Genomic DNA, 7,302 nt, shown 5'->3' with positions numbered 1-7,302 from the left:
TGAGGGGGTTTGTTTTTTTTCCCCCAGAAAGGGCAGGGAGCGTCCTCTTGCTTGCCTGTCTCTCCGCGCCCCCACCGCCCCTGACAGGTTTGTGGGACCGGCGCCATCAGGGACTGTCGGCGACGAGGAGGTGCGACGCCCGGGCCCCTGACCGCGCTCAGCCGGCCAGGGGGTCCGGGCCCCGGAGTCACACGTGGTCGGCGAGCCACTCCTCCACCACGGCCGCGGTCAGGTCCGCCTGGCTCTCGACGATCCCGAAGTGGTCGCCGGGCACGTCGAGGACGGTGTGCGCCGTGTCCCAGGAAGCCCGCCAGTCGTCCGAAGCGGAGCTCCCGTCCTCGGCCAAGTCACCCGCGGTCAGTGACCTCTCGGGCCGGACGAAAAGCACCGGCGCCGTGATGTCCACCGGCTTGACCTCCGCGACGAGGCGGGCGTAGCGGCCCATGGCGGACAGCCGCGCGCTGGTGAAGCGGCCGAAGACCTCTTCCCGCGCGAACAGCCCTTCCACCATGCTGATCCAGAAGTCGCCGTCGAGGTCAGCCCCGCCGTCGGCGCGGTAGCTGTCGAGGAGCACCACGGCGGCCGGCGGGCGTCCCGCGGACTCCAGCCAGGACGCGACGGCGTGGGCAAAGATGCCGCCGGCCGAGTAGCCGAGCAGGACGAACGGGTCGTCGCCCGCCGCTTCCTGCACGCTCCGGCCGAAGACCTCCACGACGGCGTCCGCGGTCTCCGGGAGCCGGTCCCGCGCGGCGAACCCGGGCATGGGCAGCGCATACACCTCCCGTACCCCACGGAAGGGGGCGGCCAGCCGGGCGTACTGGTGCACGCCACCCATCGCCATGGGAGAGGCGAAGCAGAACAGCTTCGGCAGGCGAGGCCCCTGAGCCAGGCGCACCGGTACGGGCAGGTCGTCACCGAACTCCGCGGCGCTGCGGAAACCCGGACGCAGTTCGGCGACGGCACGCAGCAGTCCGACGCCCTTCGTCACCTGTCCGTCCCTCACGGCGCTGCGGAACAGCGCGCTGAGGGTGTCCGCCGCGTCCGCCACGTCATCCTCCGCCGCCCGTCGGGCCACCCGGCCGTCACCGTCGTCGACCGTGGGGGCCGTGCCTGCCGTGGCCTCCGTCGCGGCGAGCGCCCCGGCGAGTTCGTCGGCCAGGTACCGGGCGAGATCGCCCGGCGTGGCGTGGTCGAACACCGCGGTGGCCGCGAGGCGCAGACCGGTGGCCTCCTGCAGCCGGCTGCGCAGTTCCATCGCGGTCAGCGAGTCGAACCCGGATTCGAGGAAGCCGAGACCGGGGTCGACGTCCTGCGGACCGCGGTGTCCCAGCACCACGGCGGTGCAGGACCGCACCAGCTGGACGAGGTGGTCGTAACGCTCCTCCGGTCGCGCGGAGCCGAGCCGTCGCCGCAGTTCGGCGGGACCCTCGTGCCGGGCCGCCGCGGCCGCTCCCTCACGGCGCGTGGCCACGAGGGACCGCAGGATGTGCGGTACGTCGTCCTGGGGCCGCAGATCCAGCAGGACCGGAAGCACGGCGGGCCGCGTACCGGCGCAGGCGGCGTCGAAGAGGGCCAGGCCCTGATCGGTGGTGAGCGTGCCGACACCGCCGCGAGCGATGCGCGCGCGGTCTCTGTCGCTCAGGCGGCCGCCCATCCCCCGGTTCACGCCGGCGCCGGCACCACTGTGCGTGTCCTGCGCTGCGCCGCCGCCCGTCGCCACCGTCGTGACGCGGTCCGCCTCCCACAGGCCCCAGCCGAGCGAGAGGCCCGGCAGATCCTGGCTTCGGCGCCGGGCGGCCAGAGCGTCGAGATACGCGTTGGCCGCCGCGTAGTTGGCCTGGCCGGGGCTGCCGAGCGTACCGGCCGTCGAGGAGAACAGGACGAAGGCGGAGAGGTCCGCGTCTCTGGTCAGCTCATCGAGGTACCGAGCCGCGTCCGCCTTCGGACGCAGTACCGCGTCGAGCCGCTCCGGCGTGAGTGCGTCGACCAGACCGTCGTCGAGCACGCCCGCGGCGTGGACGACCGCACCGAGAGGGCGGTCGGACGGGATCGCCGCGAGAAGAGCCGCCAGGGCCTCCCGGTCGGCCACGTCGCAGGCGGCCACCTCCGCCCGCGCGCCGAGGGAGGCCAGCTCGGCCACCAGCTCGGCGGTGTGCGGGGCGCGGGGGCCTTGACGCCCCACCAGCAGCAGCTGCCGTACGCCGTGCTCGCGGACCAGGTGCCGGGCGAGACGGGAACCCAGGGCACCGGTGCCACCGGTGACGAGGACCGTCCGCTCCATGGGGAAGACGGCGGCGGACGGCCGCCCCGTGTCGGGAGCGGCATCGCCTCCGGCCGTGTCACTCGCCTCGGCGTCGGCTGCGGGGCCTGCTTCGAGCACCCGTACGAGACGCGCGACGTGGACGACGCCCTCCCTCAGGGCGATCTGCGGCTCTCCGCTCGCGAGGGCTCCGGGGAGGACCTGGGCGGATGCCGCGGAACCGTCGGAGTCCACGAGGACGAAGCGGCCCGGGTGCTCGGACTGCGCCGACCGCACGAGTCCCCAGGCAGCGGCCGCGTCCACGTCGATCGCGTCGCCGTCCGAGGTGGCGGTCGCACCACGGGTCATCAGCACGAGGGTGGCCTCGGCGAAGCGCTCGGCACTCAGCCAGGCCTGTACGGCGTGCAGCGCCCGGTGAGCGGCCGCCCGGGGGGTGGCCCTGTCCTCCTCGGCATTGGTGAGCGCAAGGAGCACGACCTCCGCAGTGGCGCCTCCGGTCTCGCGGTCGTCCCCGGACTCGTCCAGTGCCGCGGTCAGCGCGGCCAGATCGTCGTACTGGGTGAGGGGGAGCGGTCCGCCCGCGGGAAGGCCGACGGCCGCAGGCTGCTGAACCACCCAGTCCAGGCGGAACATCGATGCGGGTCGGTCCGTACGGGCCTGCGCGAGCTGTTCCGCGGTGATTCCGCGGAGCACGAGCTCGCGTACCGTCGCGACCGGTGCGCCCACCGCGTCGGCGATCCGCAGACGGTACGTGTCGCCACCCGTACGGGTCAGGGAGAGCCGCAGCTTGGTGGCTCCCGAGCGGTGCAGCGTGACTCCCGTCCAGGCGAACGGCAGCCGGGCCACAATCCCGTCGTCGCCCTGGCTCTCGTGCGGGACCGCGAGACCGACCGCGTGCAGGGCCGCGTCGAGAAGTGCCGGGTGCAACCCGAAGCGGCCCGCGTCCTTCGCCGCCGCCTCGGGCAGCTCCACCTCCGCGTCGACTCCGTGGTCGGTACGCCAGGCGGCCTTGAGCCCCTGGAACACCGGTCCGTAGACCAACCCGTCCGCCTGCGCGGCGAGTTCGGAGTAGAAGTCCGCGACGTCGACCGGCTCGCCGGAGGGCGGCCAGGCCGTGAGCGCGAACTCGGGCGTCAGGGCGTCGGGCGCCAGTGCGCCGGTGGTGTGTCGTGTCCAGGGGGCCTCGTCGGTGTCCTCGGGCCGCGAGTACACCTCCACCGGACGCTCCCCTGCACCGTTCGCCGTCCCCACGACGACCTGCACCTGTACACCGCCACGCTCGGGCACGACCAACGGCGCCTCCAGCGTCAGCTCCTCCAGCCGGCCACAGCCGACCTGGTCACCCGCACGCACCGCAAGCTCCACGAACGCCGTACCCGGCAACAGCACCACACCCGCGACCGCGTGATCGGCCAGCCACGGATGCGACTTCAAGGACAGCCGGCCCGTCAGCACCGACCCGTCACCACCGGCCAGCCCCACCACCGCACCCACCAGAGGATGATCCGCCGCCGCCTGACCCAGACCGGCAGCATCCGTGACCTTCTGACCCGCCTCCAGCCAGAACCTGCGCCGTTGGAAGGCGTACGTGGGCAGCTCAACTCGGCGCCCGACCGCCGTCAGTGGCTTCCAACTCGTCTCTATGCCGCGGACGGTGAGTCGGGCCAGGCCGGTCAGGAACTCCCGCACCTCGTCCCGGTCCCGCCGCATCACCGGCACGCACGCCACGTCCGTGTCCTCGGGCAGCACCTCACGGGCCATCCCGCTCAGCACACCGTCCGGACCCAGCTCCACGAACGACGACACACCCGCACCGACCAGCGCCTCCACACCGGAACCGAAGCGCACCGCCTCGCGGACATGGCGCACCCAGTACTCCGGCACACACAACTCCCGCGCCGACGCCACCGCACCCGTCACGTTCGACACCACCGCGATCCGCGGAGCCTCGAACGACAGCCCCTCCACCACCGCAGCGAAGTCCGCGAGCATCGGCTCCATCAACGGGGAGTGGAAGGCATGGCTGACATCCAGTTGCCTGGTCTTGATGCCGCGCTCCCGCAGGGTTTCGACCACCGGCGTCACCGCCGCCCTGTCACCGGACAGGACCACGGCGCGCGGCCCGTTCACCGCCGCGACGCCCGCACCCTCGACGCCTTCAAGGAGTTCGCGTACATCCGCCTCGGCGGCCTGGACCGCCACCATCACCCCGCCCTCAGGCAGCGCGTCCATCAACCGGCCCCGGGCCGCCACCAGCATCGCGGCGTCCTCAAGGGAGAACACCCCCGCCACATGCGCGGCCGCGATCTCACCGACCGAATGCCCCGCCACGAAATCCGGACGCACCCCGAACGACTCCACCAGCCGGAACAACGCCACCTCAACCGCAAACAACGCGGCCTGCGCATACACCGTCCGCGTCAACAAGCCCGCCGCAGCACTGCCCGGCTCCGCGAACAGCACCTCACGCAACGGCAGCCCCACACCCTCCAAACCCACATCCAGCAGGTCACACGTACGCTCCAACGACCGCGCGAACACCGGAAACGCAGCAGCCAGCTCCCCGCCCATCCCCACCCGCTGCGCACCCTGACCCGTGAACAAGAACGCCAGCCGGCCCGAGGCCGAGGCGGTTCCCTGCACCAGGCCGACCGCGGGGCGGCCAACGACGAGTGCTTCGAGCCCGGCGAGAAGATCCCGCCGCTCGGAGGCCACGACGGCCGCCCGGTGAGGGAACAGGGTGCGGGTGGTGAGGAGCGCCCGTGCGACATCCCGTGGAGCGGAGTCGTCGGCGGGGCCGAGGTGTGCGAGGAGGCGTCGAGCCTGGTCTCGTACGGCGTCCTCGGTGCGCCCCGACAGGATCCAGGGCACGGGTACGTCCGCCGTCCAAGCCGTCTCCGGGGACTCGGGTGTGCCCGCCACGTCGGCAGGCGGTCCGTCCTGCGGTGGCTGCTCCACGATGACGTGGGCGTTCGTTCCGCTCACGCCGAAGGAGGAGACGCCGGCCCGGCGCGGACGACCGGTCTCCGGCCACTCCCGCGCCTCACTCAACAGCTCCACCGCACCCGCCGACCAGTCCACATGCGGCGACGGCTCCCCCACGTGCAACGTCCGCGGCAGGACACCCGCCCGCATCGCCATCACCATCTTGATCACACCCGCCACACCCGCAGCCGCCTGCGTATGACCCAGGTTCGACTTGGACGAACCCAGCCACAACGGCCGGTCCTCGTCGCGGTCCTGGCCGTAGGTGGCGAGCAGGGCCTGCGCCTCGATCGGGTCACCCAACGTGGTGCCCGTCCCGTGCGCCTCCACCGCGTCCACCTCGGCCGCCGTGAGATCCGCGTTCGCAAGCGCCTGACGGATCACCCGCTGCTGCGACGGACCGTTCGGCGCCGTCAGACCATTGCTCGCACCGTCCTGGTTCAGCGCCGAACCCCGAATCACCGCCAGCACCTGATGACCGTTGCGCCGGGCATCCGACAGACGCTCCAGCACCAGAACACCCACGCCCTCGGACCACCCCGTCCCGTCCGCGTCGGCCGAGAACGCCTTGCACCGCCCATCGGCGGCCAGCCCGCGCTGCCGACTGAAGTCGATGAAGGTGTCAGGACCTGCCATGACGGTCACACCACCGGCGAGCGCGAGGGAACACTCGCCCTGGCGCAGGGCATGGGCGGCGGAGTGGAGCGCGACCAGGGAGGAGGAGCAGGCCGTGTCGATCGTGACGGCCGGACCCTCCAGGCCGAGCGTGTAGGCGACGCGGCCCGAGACGACGCTGCCGGAGATGCCGGTGCCCAGGTAGCCCTCGGCGCCCTCGGGGATGTCGACGATCCGGGTGCCGTAGTCGTGGTACATGACGCCGGCGAAGACGCCGGTCTGGCTGCCCTTGAGGTCGGCGGGGACGATGCCCGCCTGCTCCAGGGCTTCCCAGGCCGTCTCCAGCAGCAGCCGCTGCTGCGGATCCATGACGATGGCCTCGCGCGGCGATATCCCGAAGAACTCGGCGTCGAAGTCACCCGCGTCATGGAGGAATCCGCCCTCACGGGCGTAGCTCGTACCCGCGTGGTCGGGGTCCGGGTGGTAGATCGCGTCCAGGTCCCATCCGCGATCGGTCGGAAACTCCGAGATCGCGTCCCGGCCCTCGGCCACCAGCTTCCAGAGGTCCTCCGGCGACGCGACTCCGCCCGGGTAACGGCAGCCCATGCCGACGATGACGACCGGGTCGTCGTCGGCGGCGCTGCGCAGCGAGGGAAGTGTCTCGGCGGCAGCGGGTATCTCGCCCGAGACCTCGGCGAGGAGGAAGTCGGCCAGGACGTCGGAGGACGGGTAGTCGAAGACGAGTGTCGCCGGCAAGCGCACCGCCGCCTCCGCACTGAGGCTGTTGCGCAGTTCCACCGCCGTCAGCGAATCGAAGCCCAGATCCTGGAACGCCCGCCCCGGCTCGACCGACTCCGCCGACGCGTACCCCAGCACCCGCGCCACCTGCGCCCGCACCACACCCAGCACCAGCGCCCGACGCTCGTCCGCCGACAGCCCCACCAACCGATCGGCGAGGCCGCCGGTGGAACCGGCCGTCCGCCCCTCCGCCGTACGGCGTCGAGGCGCACGAACCACGTCACGGAGGACGGGGGGAAGCTCGTCGGTGGACGAGTCCAGTGCCGCAGTGTCCAGGTGGAAGGGAGCGAGAGCGGCCTTGTCGGTCCCCAACGCCGCGTCGAACAAGGCCAGTCCGTTCTCCACGGACAGGGGAAGCACTCCGCCGCGGGCCATACGGTTGCGGTCCGTGTCGCCGAGGGACTCCGTCATGCCCCCGCGCCCGGTCTCTTCCCAGAGTCCCCAGGCCAGTGAGGTCGCGGGCAGCCCCATGCCCCGCCGGTACTCCGCCAACCCGTCCAGATACGCGTTCGCCGCCGCGTAGTTCCCCTGACCCGCGCCACCCACCGCCCCCGACAACGACGAGAACAGCACGAACGCGGAAAGATCCAACTCCCGCGTCAGCTCATGCAGATACCAAGCAGCATCCGCCTTCGGACCGAGCA

General features: G+C 72.2%; 1 protein-coding gene. It reads right to left on the bottom strand.

Annotated elements, in window-relative coordinates:
- Positions 1-187: 187 nt before the first annotated feature.
- Positions 188-7,302: SDR family NAD(P)-dependent oxidoreductase (locus ACZ7LV_RS38355; protein WP_471945996.1), on the bottom strand; the 7,115-nt coding region annotated here is incomplete at its 5' end.

The organism is Streptomyces sp. NPDC107562 (genome assembly GCF_055657325.1).
Note: the sequence above shows the minus strand (reverse complement) of the source record. Positions and strands in the feature narration are given on the sequence as shown.